The sequence below is a fragment of the Clostridium sp. AF34-13 genome (assembly GCF_003477845.1).
Taxonomy (GTDB): Bacteria; Bacillota; Clostridia; order Lachnospirales; family Lachnospiraceae; genus Butyribacter; species Butyribacter intestini.
Genome location: NZ_QUEB01000004.1, coordinates 75,925 through 95,534 on the forward strand (window position 1 = coordinate 75,925; position 19,610 = coordinate 95,534).

At 36.0% G+C, this 19,610-nt stretch carries 21 protein-coding genes; 20 read left to right on the forward strand and 1 reads right to left on the reverse strand.

Annotation, left to right across the window (positions count from 1 at the left end; translation table 11 throughout):
• Nucleotides 1–73: 73 nt before the first annotated feature.
• Genes minD through DWZ63_RS04775 form a run of 5 tightly spaced genes read left to right on the forward strand, consistent with a single transcriptional unit; the run spans nt 74 to nt 3,914 of the window.
• Nucleotides 74–862 carry a septum site-determining protein MinD gene (gene minD, locus DWZ63_RS04755; protein WP_022013456.1) on the forward strand — a complete coding sequence of 263 codons (789 nt, stop codon included), beginning with the start codon at nt 74–76 and terminating at the stop codon, nt 860–862.
• A gap of 28 nt (nt 863–890) precedes the next feature.
• Nucleotides 891–1,175: a cell division topological specificity factor MinE gene (gene minE, locus DWZ63_RS04760; protein ID WP_022013455.1), complete on the forward strand. Its 285-nt coding sequence runs from the start codon at nt 891–893 to the stop codon at nt 1,173–1,175.
• Between the two features lie 23 nt (nt 1,176–1,198).
• Complete coding sequence (locus DWZ63_RS04765) at nt 1,199–2,416, forward strand: FtsW/RodA/SpoVE family cell cycle protein (protein WP_118498917.1); 1,218 nt, start codon at nt 1,199–1,201, stop codon at nt 2,414–2,416.
• A gap of 34 nt (nt 2,417–2,450) precedes the next feature.
• A complete protein-coding gene (mgsA, locus tag DWZ63_RS04770) occupies nt 2,451–2,858 on the forward strand; it encodes a methylglyoxal synthase (protein WP_022013453.1) in 408 nt (135 codons plus the stop codon).
• A gap of 48 nt (nt 2,859–2,906) precedes the next feature.
• Nucleotides 2,907–3,914 carry a serine hydrolase gene (locus tag DWZ63_RS04775; protein WP_118498919.1) on the forward strand — a complete coding sequence of 336 codons (1,008 nt, stop codon included), beginning with the start codon at nt 2,907–2,909 and terminating at the stop codon, nt 3,912–3,914.
• A 152-nt stretch (nt 3,915–4,066) separates the two neighbouring features.
• On the opposite strand, the gene DWZ63_RS04780 is transcribed toward DWZ63_RS04775, so the two are convergent.
• Nucleotides 4,067–4,273 (reverse strand): DUF378 domain-containing protein, encoded by a 207-nt coding sequence (locus DWZ63_RS04780; protein WP_022013451.1) that lies wholly within the window; start codon nt 4,271–4,273, stop codon nt 4,067–4,069.
• 202 nt (nt 4,274–4,475) lie between these two features.
• On the opposite strand from DWZ63_RS04780, the gene DWZ63_RS04785 reads away from it, so the two are divergent.
• The 15 genes from DWZ63_RS04785 (at nt 4,476) to DWZ63_RS04855 (ending at nt 19,600) form a co-directional block, all read left to right on the forward strand.
• Nucleotides 4,476–6,218 (forward strand): M14 family zinc carboxypeptidase, encoded by a 1,743-nt coding sequence (locus DWZ63_RS04785; RefSeq protein ID WP_118498920.1) that lies wholly within the window; start codon nt 4,476–4,478, stop codon nt 6,216–6,218.
• A gap of 85 nt (nt 6,219–6,303) precedes the next feature.
• Nucleotides 6,304–6,960, forward strand: coding sequence for an HAD-IA family hydrolase (locus DWZ63_RS04790; protein WP_022013449.1), 657 nt, complete (start codon nt 6,304–6,306; stop codon nt 6,958–6,960).
• Between the two features lie 64 nt (nt 6,961–7,024).
• The gene (locus DWZ63_RS04795; RefSeq protein WP_055941845.1) at nt 7,025–7,894 is read left to right on the forward strand and encodes a DMT family transporter; all 870 of its coding nucleotides are present in this window, start codon (nt 7,025–7,027) and stop codon (nt 7,892–7,894) included.
• A gap of 2 nt (nt 7,895–7,896) precedes the next feature.
• Complete coding sequence (locus tag DWZ63_RS04800) at nt 7,897–8,436, forward strand: DUF3877 family protein (RefSeq protein ID WP_312032797.1); 540 nt, start codon at nt 7,897–7,899, stop codon at nt 8,434–8,436.
• 89 nt (nt 8,437–8,525) lie between these two features.
• Nucleotides 8,526–9,209 carry a response regulator transcription factor gene (locus DWZ63_RS04805; protein ID WP_118498922.1) on the forward strand — a complete coding sequence of 228 codons (684 nt, stop codon included), beginning with the start codon at nt 8,526–8,528 and terminating at the stop codon, nt 9,207–9,209.
• Between the two features lie 77 nt (nt 9,210–9,286).
• Nucleotides 9,287–10,825 (forward strand): methyl-accepting chemotaxis protein, encoded by a 1,539-nt coding sequence (locus tag DWZ63_RS04810; RefSeq protein WP_118498924.1) that lies wholly within the window; start codon nt 9,287–9,289, stop codon nt 10,823–10,825.
• Between the two features lie 65 nt (nt 10,826–10,890).
• Nucleotides 10,891–12,102 (forward strand): [FeFe] hydrogenase H-cluster maturation GTPase HydF, encoded by a 1,212-nt coding sequence (hydF, locus tag DWZ63_RS04815; protein WP_055941852.1) that lies wholly within the window; start codon nt 10,891–10,893, stop codon nt 12,100–12,102.
• A gap of 158 nt (nt 12,103–12,260) precedes the next feature.
• The gene (locus DWZ63_RS04820; protein WP_118498926.1) at nt 12,261–14,798 is read left to right on the forward strand and encodes an EAL domain-containing protein; all 2,538 of its coding nucleotides are present in this window, start codon (nt 12,261–12,263) and stop codon (nt 14,796–14,798) included.
• Between the two features lie 268 nt (nt 14,799–15,066).
• The gene (locus tag DWZ63_RS04825) at nt 15,067–15,906 is read left to right on the forward strand and encodes a DUF5685 family protein (RefSeq protein WP_055941858.1); all 840 of its coding nucleotides are present in this window, start codon (nt 15,067–15,069) and stop codon (nt 15,904–15,906) included.
• Between the two features lie 2 nt (nt 15,907–15,908).
• A complete protein-coding gene (locus DWZ63_RS04830; RefSeq protein WP_022013441.1) occupies nt 15,909–16,367 on the forward strand; it encodes a DnaJ domain-containing protein in 459 nt (152 codons plus the stop codon).
• Nucleotides 16,352–16,933, forward strand: a complete 582-nt coding sequence (locus DWZ63_RS04835) for a hypothetical protein (protein WP_118498928.1) — start codon at nt 16,352–16,354, stop codon at nt 16,931–16,933. Before DWZ63_RS04830 ends, DWZ63_RS04835 begins: the two co-directional genes overlap by 16 nt.
• Entirely contained in the window at nt 16,930–17,388 is a 459-nt protein-coding gene (locus DWZ63_RS04840; protein WP_022013439.1) for an HD domain-containing protein, read from the forward strand. Before DWZ63_RS04835 ends, DWZ63_RS04840 begins: the two co-directional genes overlap by 4 nt.
• Nucleotides 17,389–17,463: 75 nt before the next feature.
• A complete protein-coding gene (pyrH, locus tag DWZ63_RS04845; protein WP_022013438.1) occupies nt 17,464–18,168 on the forward strand; it encodes a UMP kinase in 705 nt (234 codons plus the stop codon).
• Between the two features lie 87 nt (nt 18,169–18,255).
• On the forward strand, nt 18,256–18,810 hold the full coding sequence (frr, locus tag DWZ63_RS04850) for a ribosome recycling factor (protein ID WP_022013437.1): 555 nt from the start codon (nt 18,256–18,258) through the stop codon (nt 18,808–18,810).
• Between the two features lie 79 nt (nt 18,811–18,889).
• Nucleotides 18,890–19,600 carry an isoprenyl transferase gene (locus DWZ63_RS04855; RefSeq protein ID WP_118498930.1) on the forward strand — a complete coding sequence of 237 codons (711 nt, stop codon included), beginning with the start codon at nt 18,890–18,892 and terminating at the stop codon, nt 19,598–19,600.
• The last annotated feature ends 10 nt before the right edge of the window (nt 19,601–19,610 follow it).

Below are 19,610 nucleotides of genomic sequence, written 5' to 3' on the forward strand. Positions count from 1 at the left end.
TAAAAGTTACTAAATGCATCTGTTATGCACAATGTAACACTATTAAATTTCTTTTAACAGGAGGAAACAGAAAATGGGAGAAGTAATAGTAGTCACATCCGGAAAAGGTGGTGTGGGAAAGACAACTACAACCGCCAATTTGGGCACAGGTCTTGCAATGGAGGGAAAGAAAGTCGTTCTTATTGATACTGATATAGGACTTAGAAATCTCGATGTGGTTATGGGACTTGAAAACAGGATAGTTTATAATCTTGTGGATGTCATAGAAAATAACTGCCGTATAAAGCAGGCACTTATCAAGGATAAGAGGCATCAGAATCTTTTTCTTTTACCATCTGCACAGACAAAGGATAAGACTGCAGTTAGTCCTGAACAGATGAAAAAACTTGCTGACGAGCTTAGGAATGAATATGATTACATAATCATGGACTGCCCTGCCGGAATCGAACAGGGATTTCAGAATGCAATAGCAGGAGCAGACAGAGCATTGGTAGTTACTACACCTGAGGTATCAGCAGTAAGAGATGCGGACAGGATTATAGGACTTCTCGAAGCAAATGAGATTACAAAGACACATCTTATCGTGAACAGACTCAGGTCGGACATGGTAAAAGAGGGGAATATGATGTCAAGTGATGATGTTGTCGATATTCTCGGTATCGACCTTATAGGTATTGTGCCTGATGATGAGCACATTATCACATCAACAAACAACGGTGAGCCGTTAGTAGGTTCTGACTGCCTTGCAGGACAGGCGTATATGAATATATGTAAGAGAGTGATGGGAGAAGATGTTCCTTATTTGAACCTTGATGTTAAGGAAGGATTTTTCCAAAAATTATCAGCAATTTTCAAAAAATAAATTAAATTCAGATTAGTGGAGGAGCATCATGGGACTTTTCTCAAATTTTTTTAGAAGCTCTGAGAGCAGCAGTGATGTTGCAAAGAGGAGATTAAAGGTGGCTATAACTTCGGATAGAGCCGTTTGTTCTCCGGAGCTTATGGAACAGATGAAAAATGACATTATTCAGGTCATTTCAAAATATGTAGATATTGATACGGAAGGACTTGATATAAAAGTAACAAAGACAGAGCTTGATGAAACATCAGGAACGGTTAATGCACTTTTGGCAAATATTCCGATTAAAGAGGGATCAAGAAATTTCCGTAAATAAATGAAAGGTTAGGATGAGTTGTAATGATCAACCGAATCAGGCAGTATGATTGGAAGAAGTATAACTTTTCACTATTATGTGTTGTAGTTACACTTTGTATATTGGGAGTATATTGTGTAAGAATGGCAGGAGGAACCGATAAAGGGTATTCTCTTATGAAAGGTCAGGTAGTAGGTCTTATATTTGGATTATTTATCGTTGCCATTGTATCTGTGATAGATTATCATTTTATATGCCAGTTTTCTATTGTATATTATATAGTAGGAATACTGCTTACACTTGCTGTTCACACACCTTTAGGAACTGACAATAATACAGGAACATACCGATGGATAAAACTCGGACCTATTTCGTTCCAGCCGACTGAGCTTATGAAGATTATACTTATAATAACGCTTGCAACACTTTTTGCGGCACTTCATTCAAAACTTGATAAGTTTTCCTCAGTTATAAAGATATGTATTGTTGCGATAGTTCCGATATTTGCAATCCTGACACAGCCTGATTTGTCATCAAGTCTTGTCGGTGTATTTATAATGTGTATTATGATATTTATCGGCGGTGTGACATACCGTATCATTGTGCCTGTACTTATAGCAGCCGTACCGGTCAGTATCTTTTTGGGCTGGTATATACAGATACCGCACAATTTTATATTGCACGGTTATCAGTATAACCGAATACAGGCATGGCTTCATCCTGACACTTATCCAAATGCTGACAATCTTAACTGGCAGCAAAATTCGGCAATCAAAGCTATAGCATCCGGACAGCTTTACGGCAAATTTATCCAGGATGGCGGAAAAGGTCTTGAGAGCAGAACTTACAATGGTGTCGGCATCCGTGAAAGTGACTTTATCTGGTCTGTTGTTGGCGAGGAATTCGGCTTCATAGGATGTTGTATCATATTACTATTATTTGCAATAGTTATTTTTAAATGTTTTATGGTTGCAAAAAAAGCACAGGATTATCTTGGAAAAATGATAGCAGTAGGAGTGGCTGCCATGTTTATGTTTCAGGTATTTGCAAATATCTGTGTTGCAACATTTATATTTCCAAATACGGGACTTCCACTTCCGTTTATCAGTAACGGTTTAAGTTCCATGATTTCATCAATGATAGGTATAGGATTGGTTATGAATATTGGTATTCAGCCTGCCAAATCAAGTAAAGAGGGATTTACTATGAGAAATCTCAATTCATCTGAAAACAGTGATGATGAGATAGGGCTGGATATTTAATTATATATTAGTATAGATAGAAATGAGGGATACGATGAACATTGGATTAATTGCACATGATGCAAAAAAAATACTTATGCAGAATTTCGCTATAGCCTATAGAGGCATTCTCAGTAAACATGACATATATGCGACAGGAACTACGGGGCGTCTTATTGAGGAGGTGACAAATCTCAATATACACAAATATCTTGCCGGACATTTGGGCGGAGAACAGCAGCTTGCATCACAGATAGAGCACAATCAGATAGATATGGTTATATTTTTAAGAGATCCACTCTCTCCTAAATCACACGAGCCGGATGTAAATAATGTTATTCATTTATGTGATACATACAACATTCCGTTTGCTACAAATCTTGCAACGGCAGAACTTCTTATAAAGGCACTTGACAGAGGCGATCTTGAGTGGCGTGAAATATTAAAAAAAGAGGGACTGTAGGCTTGTGTAGAAAAATCGGACAGTCAGAATATATGGAGGACTGATTTCATGACTGAAAAATTTAACAAATGTAAAAAAAACAGCAGAAAGATTGTTACAATACTGCTTGTTTCATTGCTGCTTACAGGCTGTGAGACTGATATATCTGTATTCGATAATTATGAGATTCCATTATCACAGAGCAGTGAACAGGATATATCAGAGGGTACAACTGCGGATAATATAGATAGTGAGTTTCTTTCTGCAGACATATGTGTAGTACCCAAAAAGAAGCAGTCGCAGAAAGATTCTTTTATGACGGCAGGGGCATCGCTTATTTTTGATAATACACACAATAAAATGCTTTATGCAGATAACATTTATACAAAGATGTATCCTGCAAGTACGACAAAGATAGTGACGGCTCTTGTTGCACTAAAATACGGAAACCTAAATGATGAGGTGACGATAAGCTACAATGCTACTCATATAAATGAGTATGGTGCCAAGTTGTGTGGTTTTGCGGAGGGTGACAAGATTACTTTGAAAAAACTTCTCTATTCATTCCTTATATGTTCGGGTAATGATGCTGGTATTGCCATTGCTGAACATATTGCGGGAAGTGTAGACAAGTTTGCGGCAATGATGAATAAAGAAGTAAAGGCTCTTGGGTGTTCAGGTTCAAACTTTTTAAATCCACACGGTCTGCATGATGATAATCATTATACGACACCGTATGATCTTTATCTTGTATTCCATGAACTGCTAAAATATGATGTATTTATGGATATAATAAATCATTCTTCATACAAGGCAGAGTTTAACGGAGCAGATGGAAATAAAAAAACATTATGGTTTACTTCGACAGATAAATACCTTCTTGGAAGTGCTAAGGCTCCTGAGGGGGTGACTGTTATAGGTGGAAAGACCGGAACAACATCTATGGCAGGTTCTAATCTTATCCTTTATTCAAAAAACAGCAATGGAAACAGCTATATTTCTGTTGTTATGCATGCAAGTGATTCATTTAGTCTCTATTCACAGATGAGTCATCTTCTCGAATTGGAAAATCAATAAAATAGTGAAGTCAGCGTTTTTATTATAGTGTGATATTGCAATGCGGACATTTTGCTATTCAATAAAAAGTCATGTGTTTGATAAATCATCATCATTCACATGACTTTTTGAGTTTACGCTTTATAAAAATACTTTTTTAAATTAATACCAAATTAGTATTCTCCGGCTGAACGGATGCGTCCAAAGTAACTGATGGCATAAAGCCCGCTTATACCTACGGCAGCATAAATTATTCTTGAAAGAATACTCATGTCACCGAATAATACTCTTACGAGATCAAAGCGTAAAAATCCGATAAGTCCCCAGTTGACAGCACCTATAACAACAAGTGTCAATAAAATATAATCTAATGTTTTCACTATATGCCTCCATTCAAAAATTTATTTTATCATTATTATGCTGCGTCTTGGAAAATTTTATTCAAAAAAATCAAATAATTTAAGGTTGCACAGTTAAGTTTAATAGGTGTATAATACTTAGGCATATTTATATGTAATAAAATTAAGTCAGGTTAAATATGTTTTATTTTGACTAAAAGTAACTGGAAGGAAGGAAATAGTTTTGAAAAAACATAAATCGATAGTATCACTATTGCTTGTTACGGCAATTATATTAGGAAATATTACCGGTACAGTTCCGGTTCATGCCGAAAAAAACATTGGAACAGAGTTTTTCGATAATTGTTTTAAAACAGCAGAGATAACCGAAACTCAGAATAACAATGCGACACCGTCAGCGATTACAACACCGTCAACAGTAGTTGCAACTACCCCTCCGGCAGTTGTGACACCCAAACCAACTAAGAAACCGACACCAAAACCGAAGCCGCATAAAACAAAGGCAAAAAAACAGGTGTTGAAAGTCCGGGCATCACAGAGCGGAAAAGCTCATGCAAGATTGAAATGGAACTCGATAAAAGGTGCTGATAAATATAAGATAAAAATATCAGGCGGCATAAAAAAAACAATAAAATTAAGCAGTAGAAAAAGAAGATACAGTTTTAAAATAAAAGCAGGAAAAGTATATCATGTAAAAGTTACTGCATTAAAAGGGAAAAAAGTGTTAGCTCATTCTAAAAGGGTCACTGTATGCCAGCCGGTAAGAGTATCAAAAATGAGATATACAAGATTGTCAGACAAAAAGGTTTTGATAACCTGGAAAAGAGGAAAACATACAAAACAATTTATTATATATAGAAAAACCGGCAGTGGAAAGTATAATGTTATCGGAAGTTCCAGAAAAAGCAGATATGTCGATAAGAAAATTTCATCCGGCAAAAATTATAAGTATATAGTTAAATCAATAAATGTTGTTTCAAAAGCGAAGTATAGTTCCAATAATAGAGGAACCGCTTTTACTACCAAAAAAATAGTAGCAACTTCACATCAGAAATATACATATAAAGAGATGGCATCGGATATATCACTTCTTAAAAGAACATATTCCAAATATGTAAATGTTAAAAATCTTGGAAAAAGCTGTGATAATCGAAAAATATATGATGTTGTGATAGGAAATCAGAAGTCTGGGAGGTCTCTTATCGTAATAGGAGCAATTCATGCAAGAGAATACATGACTACGCAGCTTTGTATGGCACAAATAGAATTATATCTTCAGAATTATAATGACAAAATCGGAGTGACATCGACGAATGAGGTTTTAAACAGAATAGCAGTTCACTATATTCCTATGGCAAACCCTGACGGTGTTTCAATATCGCAATCAGGTCTGTCAGCCATACAAAACGCATCACTTAAAAATGCTTTAAAAAAGATGCCTGGTGCTGATAAAACAAAATATTGGAAAGCAAATGCCCGTGGTGTCGACCTGAATAAAAACTTTAATTATAATTATATCGCAAAATATGGCGGAAAACGGGGAAGTGAAGGCTATACCGGTGAATCGGTAAACAGTGAACCTGAGACAAAGGCTATAGTGGCTTTTCTTGACAAAATGAAATCTTCCGGTACGCTTAAGGGTCTTATAAACTACCATGCTACCGGTTCGATACTTTTTGGTGATGCAAAGGGAAGTGTTAAACCTGTTGTTACAAAAATGTATGAACTTGCAAAAAAAATAACCGGCTATGCGGATAGTTCCGGGTATGAAGAAAGTGTAAATGAACATTCAAAAAAGAAAAATATTGGTAATCTCAGAGAATATGCGATGTATAAAAAGAACATCCCATGTATAACATTGGAGATAGGTAAAAATGCTTGTCCTTTGTCTGCCGGTGAATTTTATTCAATATGGAAAAAAAATAAGGTACTTGTTTTAAAAGAAGCAAAATTATTTACGAAATAAAAATTGAGTACATATGTACTCTAGCTGAAATAACTCGTTTTGAGGAGATACCGAGAGTGCATTATATACAGAAAAGAGGATTATTATGAGATACAAACTTGCTGTTTTTGATATGGATGGAACTATTTTAAATACTTTAGAGGATCTTGCTGACAGTACAAATTATGCATTAAAGGCAAACGGACTTCCGGAAAGAACGATTGATGAAGTCAGAAGATTTGTCGGGAATGGGATAAGGCTTCTTATAGAGAGGGCTGTTCCGGCAGATTCCGAGCCGGAACTTGTTGATGAAGTTTTTGAAACATTCAAAAAATATTATAAAACACATTGTGCCGTAAAGACAAGACCATATGATGGTATAAAAGAAGTGCTTGTGTCACTCAGAAAAGCAGGCTGTCTGACAGCGGTTGTGTCAAACAAAGCGGATTTCGCCGTTCAGGACTTATGTAAGGACTATTTTGATGGACTTTTTGATTTCGCCGTAGGTGAGAGGGAGGGCATCAAGAAAAAGCCTGCACCTGACAGCGTGTATGAAGTGCTTACAAAATTAAAAACAAAAAAAGAAGATGCAGTTTATATAGGTGACTCAGATGTTGATTTTGCCACATCCGTAAATGCAGGAATGGATGTTATAATGGTAGGCTGGGGATTTAGAGACGAGGAGTTTCTCCGTGAAAAAGGAGCAAAAAGGATTATAAAGCAGCCGTCAGAAATTCTTGATATTATTCTTGGAGAAGACTAATTGAACTGTTACAGCTTATCGGATATTTGATTACACGGATTGCATTTAAGAAAAGAGGGACAGTATGTCAGAAAAAACAAAGGGTATTTTATGTATCATATTTTCAGCATTATCATTTGCGTTTATGAGTCTGTTCATAAAATTATCGGGAGATATACCGACATTACAGAAATCATTTTTTAGAAATTTTGTAGCAGCACTTGTGGCATTTGCGATGCTAAAGAAAAATCATACTCCTTTGAAATGCAGCAAAGAAAGCTTTAAATATGTATTTGGCAGAGCGTTTTTTGGAACGGTCGGTATATTTTGTAATTTTTATGGTGTTGACCATCTTAATATAGCTGATGCATCAATGCTAAACAAATTATCTCCGTTTTTTGCCATAATCTTTTCATTTTTTATATTGAAAGAAAAGGTTGCAAATTATCAGATAGGCTGTCTGCTCACGGCTATAATCGGTGCAATGTTTATCTTAAAACCGTCAGGCAGTGCGATGTTATCAGTTCCGGCACTTATAGCAATGGTAGGAGGTATGGGTGCAGGTATGGCATATACACTTCTTCGGAAAGCTACAGGCATGGGGGTAAAGGGACCGTTTATAGTATTTTTCTTCTCGGTATTTTCGTGCCTTTGTTCGCTTCCATATTGCATATTTAACTACACGCATATGGAGCCTATACAGTGTTTTTATCTCTTTATGACAGGTGTTGCCGCAACTTTCGGACAATTTTTCATAACGGCGGCATATTCACATGCACCTGCAAAAGAGCTTTCTGTATATGATTATTCAAATGTTATATTTGCCGGAATACTTGGTTTTATCATACTTGGGGAGGTGCCTGATGTTTTCAGTTATATAGGATGTGTACTGATAATAGCACCGGCAGTTATAATGTTTATCGTAGGAAATAAAAGAGAATTAAAGGAGGCATAATCTTGAAAGAAAAATATCTTGATATGAAAGATAATCTGATTGATATTATAAAAGAAGAACAGGCAAAACTCGGATATAGAAAAGAAAGCATAAGATTATATTATCCTCTCGGTTCATTAAAACATCTTCTGAAGGCTGATGCTGATATAGAAAAAATGAGAGAAGTGCTGGATGATTTTTGTGACGAAGTTAAAGAGTTTTTTGGTCAGATAGAAGTTACAAACAATGGAGAGAGATTTTGTTTTAAGGTACCTGATGCGGGAGTAGAATATGTTCATGAAAATATGGCTGAAAACGAGTTTATATGTGGTCTGGTAAAACTTGTGTCAGAACATGGCTGCACGATAGAAAAGATAAGAGAGTATTTCTTGAGTTATAATAATGATATTCATTATGAAAAGACTAAAAATGGTGAATTTGATTATCTGTTATATTTTAACAATGGTATTCCGGATAAATATTATTATTGTTTTACGGTTGAAGAATGTCATGTAATATATCATCGTTTTCTTAAACATGATTATGAAGATTTTGAATTTTAACACTATCAGGGAAGCCAACCCGTTCCATTACATACAGCAGTAAGTAATGGGTGAGGACTCGGATTTTTTGAAAAGGAGAGGGGATTATAATGATTTGGTGCGTTGAAGATGATAACAGCATACGCGATATTGAGATATATACGCTTAAAAGTACCGGTTTTGAAGCGAGAGGGTTTGAGGACGGTGATTCATTTTGGAAAGAGCTTGTAAGTACGGACACGCTTCCTGAACTTGTACTTATGGATATAATGCTTCCGGGTGAAGATGGGATCACACTTCTTAAAAAGATGAGAGAAATGCCAAAGACAGAGGATATTCCAGTCATAATGGCGACTGCAAAGGGCATGGAATTTGACAAAGTTCAGAGCCTTGATACCGGTGCTGATGATTATCTGGTAAAACCATTTGGCATGATGGAGATGGTTTCAAGGATAAAGGCAGTGCTTAGGAGATGTTCTCCAAAGAAGAAAGAGCATATATATTCAAACGGGGATATACATATGAATGTTGACGGACATATAGTCAGTATTGACGGCAGAGTTATCAATCTGACATTTAAAGAATATGAAATGCTCAAGCTTTTTTTGAGCAATCAGGGAATTGTCTATACAAGGGACCAGTTGTTATCGGAAATCTGGGGTGTTGATTATTTTGGAGAGACAAGAACCGTTGATATGCATATAAAAACGCTCAGGCAAAAACTCGGAGAGAGCGGCAAATGTATAAAGACCGTCCGAAATGTGGGATACAGAATGGAAACTTTTATTGAATAATGAATGATAAGTTGTTATAATAAAAAATGTGGACATTTTTACAATATTTTTTATAACAAAAGTTGGAGGGTAAAAGTATGATTATTGAAAAAAATGAACTGGCAGTCCAAAAACAGATTGAGTACATTAAGGATAAAGCAGGGAAGGTTTCGGAGCTTGCAAGAAGCAATAAACTTGCCATGTTTGCTCATCTCAGTATAGCATCTTTGATAATATTGTCATATATAATTGAAATTTTTAAGGGAACACGAACAGTGTCATATGTATTGTTTGTGTTGTTTTTGGGTCTTGTTTCGCCTGTTGCTGAACTGATATTTTATTCTAAAGACAAAGAGTCAAAAATGATACAACATTTTGTCTCATATGGTTATGGAGTGTTTTATACATTTTTGATACTCACGACACAAAATTCATCAGCATATGTCTATGTCATTCCTATGTTAATCATTATAATGGTATATAATGATTACAAGTATTCATTATATGTTAATATATCTGCGATAATCGTAAATATCATTCAGGTTATCGTGTTCGTTTCAAACGGAACATATGATTTAAAAAAAGACAGTGCAAGTATAGAGATACAGATTCTTTTAATGGGTGTCATATGCATTTGTGCAACAATCTCATCAAGGATGCTTGAGTTTAATAATGAATATAAAATGGCACAGATAAAAGAACAAAATGAAAAAACACAGAATATGTTCAATACTACGATGGATGTATCAGGGCAGATGGCATCTGACATTGAAGATGCAAGCAGACATATTGAAGAACTTGACAATGCCATCGAAAATACAAAAGAAGCAATGGAACAGGTAAGTTCAGGTTCAAATGATACAGCTACTGCAGTTCAAAAACAGCTTACAATGACTGAAAATATCCAAAGCAAGATAAATGATGTAACATCAGGTACTGATGAGATTGCGTCGAGCCTTAAGGAAACACAGAAAGCTATCAATCTTGGAAATGAAAATATAAATGCACTTGTAGAGAAAGTTGATGCATCAGTAAATTCCGGAAAACAGGTTTCAGAAGAACTTGAAAGCCTTAATGAAGATATGGATAAGATGAATTCGGTCGTTGATATTATCAATAATATCACCTCGCAGACGAGCCTGCTTGCACTTAATGCAAGTATTGAGGCGGCAAGAGCAGGAGAAGCCGGAAAAGGATTTGCCGTTGTAGCTTCCGAAATATCTAAGATGGCAAATGAGACACAGGATGCGACCGTAAAGATAACAGACATGATACAGGATGTTACAGGTGCTTTAAACAGGGTGGTTGAAGTTACCGGACAAATGATAGAAATGATAGAGGGGCAGAATATTGCCACCGAAAAAACGGCTGCAAGTTTTAAGACTATTTCCGATAATACGGATAATATATTTGAAAATTCAAAATCACTTGCCGATTATGTTAATGAACTTGCCGGTGCAAATAAGGAGATAGTTGACAGTATATCGACAATCTCAGCAATCTCAGAGGAAGTAGCAGCACATTCGGGTGATACATTAAGCGTAAGTGAGCACAATATAGAGATAGTATCTGAAGTTGTTGCCATAACAGAACATCTTAAAGAGCTTACAACAAAATTAAACATTACAAATGATTAACAGCAGACAAAAAATGTAAACACAATATAATCTATGTATTTATTTATATCAAGGAGGGCATCGAGATGAGTCAGACAGCAGGGTTAAACGCCGTTCCGTCAGGAGAGAGAGTACATATAGGTTTTTTTGGTATGAGAAATGCGGGTAAATCAAGTCTTGTTAATGCATTTACCGGTCAGCAGCTTGCGATAGTTTCAGACAAGAAAGGCACAACAACCGATCCGGTTTATAAAGCTATGGAACTTTTACCGATGGGACCGGTTATGATCGTTGATACACCCGGATTTGATGATGAGGGCGAACTTGGCGAACTAAGAGTAAAAAAGACAAAGCAGGTTTTAAATAAGGTCGATGTTGCAATACTTGTGGTTGATGCAGCAAAAGGATTATCGGACTGTGACAGACAGCTTGTGGAAATGTTTTTAAAAAAAGAAGTTCCGTATCTTATAGTATATAATAAATCGGATATTGTTCAGGATATTCCAACAAATGACAATACAGTAAGTGTAAGTGCACTAAAAGGTATCGGCATGAGAGAACTTAAAGAGCGTGTTTCAACTATGCTTAAGACCGAAGATACCAAACTGAAAATAGTTGGTGACATTATCGAACCGTCAGACTTTGTGGTTCTGGTAGTGCCTATCGACTCTGCTGCTCCAAAGGGCAGACTTATACTGCCGCAGCAGCAGACTATCAGAGATATACTTGAAGCCGGGGCAACATCAATAGTCTGTAGGGAAAGCGAACTTAGTGAAACACTTGCAGGGATTTCAAAAAAGCCATCGCTTGTGATAACAGACAGTCAGGCTTTTGAAAAAGTATCGGCTGATACCCCTGAGGATATAAAGCTGACATCATTTTCTATTCTTATGGCAAGATATAAGGGTTTCTTAGAAACAGCCGTAGAGGGGGTTCATGCCATTGATAAACTTAAAGATGGTGACAAAATACTTATATCTGAGGGTTGTACCCATCACAGACAATGTGACGATATAGGCACGGTAAAGATACCACGCTGGCTGAAAAAATATACAGGAAAGGAATTGATTATCGAAACTTCTTCGGGTAGGGATTTTCCTGAAAATCTTAAAGATTATGCTCTGATAATACATTGTGGCGGATGTATGTTAAATGAAAGAGAAGTAAGATACCGAATGAAATGTGCCGTAGACAGTAAAGTGCCTTTTACAAATTACGGCATCACTATAGCTTATATGCAGGGCATATTAAAAAGGAGTCTTGAGATATTTCCAAAACTTCTTAAAGATTTTAAATAATAAAGATAATAAGCAGATCATTTAAAGATGGTCTGCTTATCTTGCATATACAGATTTCTAAAGGGTGAAAATAAATATTGTAAGTGTGTTAAAATCAAAGTATAATATAAATTAAGCAGGTTTATGTACGCTAATGTAATTGTGAGGTAGGATGAAATATGAATGATAGGATAGTTATTCTGATAATAGATGATATAGAGGTAAACAGAGTAATATTAAAAGGAATATTTGAAAATGATTATGATGTTATAGAGGCTGAAAATGGTGCCCAGGCATTAGAGATACTGGATAATGGCATTAAGGTGGATGTCATCCTTTTAGATATAATAATGCCGGTTATGGATGGTATAGATTTTTTGAAAAACATAAAATCTGATAAGAGATATTGTGATATTCCGATTGTTGTAAATACACAGGCGGGTGAACAGGAAAATGAATATAAAGCACTTGTATTAGGTGCAGATGACTTTATAGCAAAACCTTATGAGCCTAAAATCGTCAAAAGAAGAATTACAAACATAATAGAGAAAAATATATATCAAAAGAAAAATATGAAAGAGGTTCTTGAAGATACAAAACATCAGATGTCGAACCTTATAGATACAGTGCCGGGTGGTATAGGTATAATCGAAGTTTCACCACAAAGCGTTAGGCTGAAAATGTCTTATTTTAATGATGGACTTTCAAGTATGCTCGGATATATGAAGAGTGAACTTCAAACTCTTATAAATCATGATATAAATGATGTTATTTATGCTAAGGATGAAGAAGTTTTAAGAGAAATCATGTGCAAGGATGAGGATGAGATAATACATTGCAAGATGCGTCTTATAAACAAAAACAAAAACATATTGTGGACAGGCGTATCAGCTAAGATGCTTGCAAAACATGAGGATTGTAAAACATTCCATGTTGTATTTATGGATCTGACCGAAGAGATGAAAGCAGAGACAAAAATGAAAAATACCATGATGGAATTAAAATACAGAGTAGAAAGAGATACACTTACGGGATTAAACAACCGTGACAGTTTTTGCACATCTGTTGAAAAAATTTTGCAAAACGACAAAGAGAATACATATGTTATCGGCATGATAAATATCGACAGATTTAAGATCGTGAATGAACTGTTTGGTGGGAAAAATGGCGACATGATACTTAAAAACATTGCTTCCACATTAAAAAAGATAACAAAGAAACATGGTACCTGTGCGAGACTTGAGGCAGATCATTTTGCAATATGTACTACAAAAGAATACTTAGATGAAAATATAAATGATTTTGAACGGTTTCTGCTTGGAAAAGCTTCATGGAACAGCCTTAATTATCCTATATTTCTTCATGCCGGATTTTGTATTGCCGATGACATGGATACACCGGTTGAACTTCTATGCGACAGGGCATCAATGGCGATGCAGGAAGTTAAGGGGAATTACATAACTCGCTGGAATTATTACAATGACAGCCTTAAAAAATCAATGCTTGTAGAGCAGGAACTTATAAATGAGATGGATTCAGCTCTTGAAAATAAAGAGTTTGTCGTTTATTATCAGCCTATAGTTGATGTAAAGACAAAGAAAACGATAAGTGCAGAGGCACTTGTGAGGTGGCAGCACCCTAAAAAGGGAATGATTTCACCAGGTATCTTTATACCTGCATTTGAAAAAAACGGATTTATAACAAAACTTGATATGTATGTTTGTGAAGAAGTGTGCAGACATCAAAGAAAAGAAAAAGACAACAATAATCATGTTGTGCCGGTTTCAGTAAATCTGTCAAGAATAAATTTCTACAATGAAAATCTTTATAAAGAGGTTTTAGGTCTGCTTGCAAAGTATGAACTTACCTCAGACGATATAAAGCTTGAGATTACAGAGAGTGCTTACGAGGACAATCCTCAGGATCTCATTATGGCGATACATACATTACAGAAGTATGGATTCAAAGTGCTTATGGATGATTTTGGAAGCGGATATTCGTCATTAAATATGTTAAAAGACTGCTGCTTTGATATATTAAAAATAGATATGAAATTTATGGATGATCTTGAACAGTCAGAGAGAGCAAGCAATATTATATATACTATCATTCAGATGGCTAAAAATCTTGAGATAGAGACGGTAGTTGAAGGTGTCGAGAACGAAAAACAATACGAAATGCTAAAAAGTATGGGTTGTGACAATATACAGGGTTATTATTTTTCAAAGCCGATTCCTGAAGAGTCATTTGTGAGAAGACTTGAGAAAGAATCCGAGATGGATTTTGACGATGATTATTATGAGGACAAAGATACAATCCTTATAATTGATGATTCTGAAAAAAACAGATCCTTACTCACCGGAGTACTCAGTGACAAATACAATGTCATTGAAGCAGATGAGGGCGAAGATGGTTTGCATATATTAAAGAAAAACTTTTCGGAGGTTAGTCTTGTTATATGTAGTACAGATATGTCACAGATGTCAGGGATTGAAATACTTGATCAGATAAAAGAAACATCTTTTCTCAAAAAAATGCCTGTTGTCATGATGACTGCATATGGTGATTTTGATAATGAGACAAAAGCGATAGAGCTTGGTGCCAGTGAAGTTGTAAATCTGCCTGTAAATGTAACTTTATTAAAAAAGCGTATAGAAAACATTATAAATATCTCAAATGCAAATAAATATCTTCATGCGGCATTTATAGGCAGCTAATTCATGTTAATCATTTCAGACAATAAATTTTTTATAAATAATTTATTGTTTGTAAATGATAAAGACATAAAGAGTGTGATATAATAACTCCAAAATCCAGATGCATTGCATCTGCCGCACTTTGTGCTACAAGATTTTGTCGTTCATAAATTCGGTACAAGAGAGTAAACTCTCTTATCTTGCGAATTTATGATATAATAACTCCAAAATCCAGATGCGTTGCATCTGCCGCACTTTGTGCTACAAGATTTTGTCGGGAGGTACAGATTTGTTTGGATATGTTCAGATAAGAAAACCGGAACTTAAAATAAAAGATTATACTGTATATCACGGATTTTATTGTGGTCTGTGTGAAAGACTAAGAAACAGGTATGGTTTTATTGGGAGACTTACTCTCACATATGACATGACTTTTATGACTATATTTCTTACATCACTATATGATTCTGACAATATATCTGAAAAAAAGAGGTGTGTTGTGCATCCTGCAAAAAAGCAGACTGTCATATACAACAAATATACGGATTACTGTGCTGATATGAATATGCTTTTAAGCTATTATCATTGTCTTGATGATAAAAATGATGATGGCTCTGTAAAAGGTTATGTGGGTGCCGCAATATATGACAAAGCTCACAGACAGGTTGCAAGAGTCTACAGACGGCAGGCAGCGTGTATTAAAAAGAGTCTTAAAAAACTTACACTCGTTGAAAAAAACGACAATTCTGACATACTTGAAGCTGCTGATTGTTTTGGAAAGCTCCTTGCAGAGCTTTTTTGCTATAAGAAAGATTATTTTGAAAAACAGATAAGAAAGTTTGGGTATCATCTTGGCAGATTTGTATATATTATGGACGCATTTGACGATATAAGAGAGGATATAGAAAAAGAAAGATTTAATCCTCTTAAAAAAGAATATCTTGCAACTGATGACAAGGACTGTTTTAACAGAAGGGTATATGATATGCTTCTCGATGAGATTTCGGAAGCGTGTGCAGAGTTTGAAAAACTTCCGTGCGTTCAGTATATTGATATATTAAGAAATATACTCTATGCAGGAGTTTGGAATAAATTTGATAAAATAGTAAATGGAAATGAGGTAAAATAAATATGAGCAACATTACAGATCCCTATCAGATACTTGGTGTTTCACCAAATGCAACTGATGATGAGGTAAAAAAAGCATACAGAGAGCTTAGCCGCAAATACCATCCTGATGCAAATGCCGGAAATCCACTGTCAGACCTTGCCGAAGAAAAATTTAAACAGGTTCAGGAAGCATACAGTCAGATAATGGATATGCGAAATGGCAAGACAAGCTACAATGGTTATAATCAGGGTACGCAAGGCTACAGTCAGGGAACTCAGGGTTACAGTCAGGGTGCACAAGGGTATGGCTATAATCAGAATAACAACAGGCAGAGATATCAGCAATATGGTTCGGGTTATGGCAGAGGTCCTTATGGAAACAACCTTGACAACTGTTCTACAGGAAATATCTGTTGTGACCTTTGGTGTGCTGATTCGCTTTGTGAATGTATGGGAGGAGATCTTTGCAGTTGCATTTAAAATCAAAACAGGTGGCATGGTGCGGTATCATTATGGCATTTACGGTGATATTACAGATAGCATCCGGCATTATAGAGACAAGCTCACTTTTTCTTCTTGCGGCGGCTTCATTTTTAGCCGGATGCGTTGAGAGAAAATTTGGAACTGTGACGGCTTTAGGATTTTCAATCGGAGCATTTATTCTAGGAATTATACTTGCACCACAAAAGCTTTACTGTTTTACATTTGCAGGCTTTTGTGTTTATGTTCTTGTCGCAGAGTATTTCAGGCAAAAAGACAGGCAGGCGGCAAATGCCGGAAAAACATTTAGGAAAAGCACGGAATATATAATAAAAGGGATATTGTACCATATCATGCTTATAGCAGCATTAGTTATATCTTTCACCGTGACTGGTCTTGACGTGATATTCTCAAAAAATATGATAGAAAAAGCAAAAGATATGCCGGTATTTATAATTATTATTTTGGGTGTGCTTTGTGCCGAGCTTTTGTGGTTTGTATTTGACAGAGCCTATATATTTTTTCAGGACAGATACGGACTTATTGTCTGTGGGAGGGAAGATTGAAAAAAGGTATTGAACATGAACCGCTTATATGGAAGATATTAAATGAGATAAGAGAGTCATCGAGATTTAAAAACAGCAAACAGTTTATACAGCATGGAAAGACAAGCGTATATATGCACAGTGTTAGTGTGGCATATATGAGCTGTTATATTGCGGAAAAGTATAATTTAAGTGTCGATTACTATTCACTTATAACAGGTGCTCTTTTACATGATTATTTTCTCTATGACTGGCATGATAAGGAGGATGGGCACAAAAGACCTCACGGCTTTTATCATCCGTCGGCGGCACTTGCAAATGCCGAAAGGGACTTTGAAATAAACAGCCGTACAAAAAACATAATCAAGAGGCATATGTTTCCGCTTACACCTATACCGCCCGTATGCTTAGAGGGATGGGTGGTGTGCATTGCCGACAAGATATGCTCGACAAAGGAGACCATCAAAAGACATTGATTTTGACATGAAAGACAAATCGTGATATAATTCTAAATTAAGAATGTAAAAATACATAAAAATAAGAGGTGCATTATGGCAAAATATAAGAGAATTTTATTAAAACTCAGCGGTGAAGCTTTAGCCGGACCAAATAAAACAGGCTTTGACGAAGCTACCTGTATAGGAGTTGCAAAGCAGGTTAAACAGCTTGTTGATGCAGGTATTGAGGTTGGTATCGTCACAGGCGGAGGAAACTTCTGGAGAGGACGCACAAGTGAAAATATTGACAGGACGAAAGCAGACCAGATAGGTATGTTAGCAACAGTCATGAACTGTATATATGTATCTGAGATATTCAGATCTGTAGGAATAAAAACAAATGTTCTGACACCGTTTGAGTGTGGTTCATTTACTAAACTTTTCTCTAAAGACAGGGCAAACAAATATTTTGAAAAGGGTATGGTAGTATTCTTTGCCGGAGGAACAGGTCATCCGTACTTCTCAACAGATACGGCTACTGTTCTTCGTGCCATCGAGATTGAAGCGGACGTTATTCTCTCTGCAAAATCAATAGATGGTGTGTATGACTCTGATCCTGCCGTAAATCCTGATGCAAAGAAATTTGATGAGATAAGCATTGAGGATGTCGTAAACAACAGACTTGGTGTAATTGACCTTGCAGCAGCCGTATTATGTATGGAAAACCATATGCCTATGATGATATTCGGTTTAAATGAAGAAAACAGTATTGTAAACACGGTAAACGGTGTGACAAAAGGTACACTTGTAACTGCTTAATTTATAGTATAGTGCAAATGAACGGTGTCAGTGCACACCTGATACAGATTTAAATATATGAAAATGTGTGCAGAAATGAGGACTATTATGAGTATTGAATTAAAAGAATTTAAAGATAAAATGGGCAAGTCATTAGACAGTCTTGCAAGTGAATATACTACTATCAGAGCAGGTCGTGCAAACCCTCATGTACTTGACAAGATAATGGTTGAATATTACGGAACACCTACAAATCTTCAGCAGGTTGCAAACATATCCGTATCAGAAGCAAGAACTATAGTTATCCAGCCATGGGAAGCAAGTCTTATCAAGGAGATAGAAAAAGCTATCCTTACATCTGATCTCGGTCTTACACCAAACAATGACGGAAAAGTTATCCGACTCACTTTCCCTGAACTTACGGAAGACCGTCGTAAAGAGCTTGTAAAAGATGTTAAGAAAAAAGGTGAAGGTGCTAAAGTTGCAATCAGAAACATCCGCAGAGATGCAAACGATATGATTAAGAAACAGCTTAAAGCAAGTGAAATATCAGAGGATGAGCAAAAAGGTGCAGAGGACGATATTCAGAAACTCACTGACGAATTTATAGCAAAAGTTGACAATATGGTCGATGAAAAGTCAAAAGAGATTATGACTGTATAATATTTTTGCTTATATGTAAATAAAAGGGATAGGCAGATTATGTCTGTCCCTATAATTTCGCAGGAAATGGAGAATAAAGATGGAAGAAAGAAAAGTTCCAAGGCATGTTGCAATAATTCTCGATGGCAATGGAAGATGGGCAAAAAAGCGTATGCTTCCGAGAAATGCAGGCCATGCCGCGGGCAGTAAAAATGTCGAAAAAATATGTGCCGCTGCATGGGATATGGGAATCGAATATGTGACGATGTATGCATTCTCAACTGAAAACTGGTCAAGACCAAAAGAAGAAGTGGATGCACTTATGAAGCTTTTACATTCATATCTTAAGGATTGCCTGAAAACAAGCAAAAAGAACAATATGCAGGTAAGAGTTATAGGTGATATTTCAAAACTTGATAAAGACCTCCAGGAGCGCATAATCGAACTTGAAAGAGTTTCAGCCGAAAACACGGGACTTCATTTTCAGGTTGCATTAAATTATGGAAGCAGAGATGAGATAAAAAGAAGTATCATTTCCATTGCTAATGAAGTTAAAGATGGAAGTCTTTTGCCAGAAGATATAACGGAGGATATAATATCCTCGCATCTTGACACAAGCGGAATCCCTGATCCTGACCTTATGATAAGAACAAGTGGAGAGCAAAGGCTTTCAAATTATCTTTTATGGCAGCTTGCATACGCAGAATTTTATTTTACGGATGTATTGTGGCCTGATTTTTCAAAAAAAGATTTACAGAAAGCTGTTGAATTTTATCAGTCAAGGGACAGGAGATTTGGCGGTGTAAAATAAGAGAGGTTTA